This is a genomic window from Pantoea sp. MHSD4, from assembly GCF_021043305.1.
Lineage (GTDB): Bacteria > Pseudomonadota > Gammaproteobacteria > Enterobacterales > Enterobacteriaceae > Pantoea > Pantoea eucalypti.
Genome location: NZ_JAJNDH010000026.1, coordinates 1 through 1,903 on the forward strand (window position 1 = coordinate 1; position 1,903 = coordinate 1,903).

General features: G+C 40.9%; 4 protein-coding genes. All 4 read left to right on the top strand.

The window, feature by feature from the left end:
• On the top strand, positions 1-309 hold a 309-nt coding region (locus tag LQK91_RS21885), incomplete at its 5' end, for a hypothetical protein (RefSeq protein ID WP_231001690.1).
• Between the two features lie 2 nt (positions 310-311).
• On the top strand, positions 312-656 hold the full coding sequence (locus LQK91_RS21890) for a hypothetical protein (protein WP_105100193.1): 345 nt from the start codon (positions 312-314) through the stop codon (positions 654-656).
• 104 nt (positions 657-760) lie between these two features.
• The gene (locus LQK91_RS21895) at positions 761-1,084 is read left to right on the top strand and encodes a hypothetical protein (RefSeq protein WP_231001691.1); all 324 of its coding nucleotides are present in this window, start codon (positions 761-763) and stop codon (positions 1,082-1,084) included.
• Between the two features lie 26 nt (positions 1,085-1,110).
• On the top strand, positions 1,111-1,491 hold the full coding sequence (locus tag LQK91_RS21900) for a hypothetical protein (protein WP_003854912.1): 381 nt from the start codon (positions 1,111-1,113) through the stop codon (positions 1,489-1,491).
• The last annotated feature ends 412 nt before the right edge of the window (positions 1,492-1,903 follow it).

Below are 1,903 nucleotides of genomic sequence, written 5' to 3' on the forward strand. Positions count from 1 at the left end.
CTATCAGCAGCTCATCGAGGGCGAATTCAGGCACAAGGCTCCTCTCTTGAAGAGTCTGTTTCATGGAACCAGGAACGTCCCCTTACTGCAGAGGATGCTAAAAAAATGATGACTGAGTTGAAAGGTAAGCTAAATAAACGTGATTTAGCACTTAGAAAAGATGCATTTCAAAAGGCAGAAAAATTTATAACTAATGCCAGCAAATGCGGAGGTGCTGATGCTCCAGTGAGTAAAACATTTATGGTGAAAGATACTAAGCACGAACGTGTGGATATTGAGATTATTTCTGGTAAAGCATTTTTGGAGTAGATATGTTTAATAACTACCTTAATGATGAAAAGGTTTATTTAGAGTTAGAGTCTTTTTTAAAAAATTTCTTCTTAAATTTTATAAATTGCAAGGAATCAGTTGACTGTCCATATTACAATACTACGTTTTCAAATGGAAAGCCGTTTATGGATGGCAATCCAATATTTTCAGCACGAAAAAAAAATAATGGCACCATCATAAAAGTTGTTTTAGATGAAGATGCTAATTCATTAAGTGAGTTTGATAAAGAGGTCGACGGCTTTCCTATTCATGTCATAGTTGCTAATGCTTCTTCTTTAGACTCTATTAAAGAGAAGATTATCTCTTGGTACGAAAAATATAATTAATATATATCCGTAATTATCAATGCAGCAAATAGAAAATAATTACTAAGCACCAAGATTGACGCACAATATCTTACCGGACGGGCGGGAACTGAAGCAGTTCCACTATGGCAGCGGGCAGCGGGCAGCGGGTGCAGGTCAACTTTGGTACCCGTGTCATCAGCGAAAGCGAACGTGGCGTCCTGCACCGTGAAGTGCGCCGCACTCAGGGTGCAATCACCAGTGAATATCGCGTTACTGAATTAGCATGGAATCTACTTATATTCGCACGCATTACCGGACAGCTGCCGGCGCACGGTCTGCTGTTTCATACGCCGAATGACACTGAGGTGCTGTCACGCCCATTTGTGCTTGCCGCTAAGCTGCTCTCCACCGACGCGCGCATCGACCGCCACGCCCTGCTGGGCCACAATTTACATACACATTGTTGAAGCGATAAAGTGATAAGAAGGTGAAAATGCATTTTTTAACTGAAATACCCTTCATTATCGGTATTACTATGACGGTTATGGGTTTGTTAGTGATGTTTTTACTGTTCAAACCAGATAAAAATGAGTTGATAGAAATAAAAAACTGGAAAGCCAGAGATGAGTGGCAGGGTTATATAATAACTACCGAGCCTGTCAGCTGGTCGCAAACAAATACCCAATATGATGACGGTTTTTTTTATAACTTCAATGTGCGGCTTACCCTTTCTGGTAAAGAGACTATATGCACCGGAAAAGGGTTGGTAATTAAAGGTAAGATCCATAAGTTAAAGAAAGGTATTAAAGTCATTGTAAAGTATAGCGACGAAATCCCATCAAAAGTCGCTATACTTGATGTGTTATATGAGTAAGTTATAATAATTCATCCTGCGGAAAATTTTTCTTGCTTGAAGATATGTTAACTATTTTTCATAGAAAACCTTGCTCAGGTTGCATTAAGGATATTTATACAAGTAAGGATATTTATACAAGTAATAATGTCGAACACTATGGTAAGCCTATCGCTTCATTTTCCCTATTTCTGAAAGGCATGCCCGCAATCCTTTTGCCTGGCAGGAGCCTTCAAAACTCTACCAATGCGAGTGCCATACATACCGTGCCTGATCAGCTCAACGTACTGATGCTGGTACCCAAAGCTAGTGCCTTTTGCCGAATTATCATCTTACAGGGATGAAAACCATGTTCTCACGCATTACTGCTCAGCTGCCGGCGGACGGCCTGCTGTTCCACACGCTCACCGGCACCGAGACGCTGTCCCGTCCC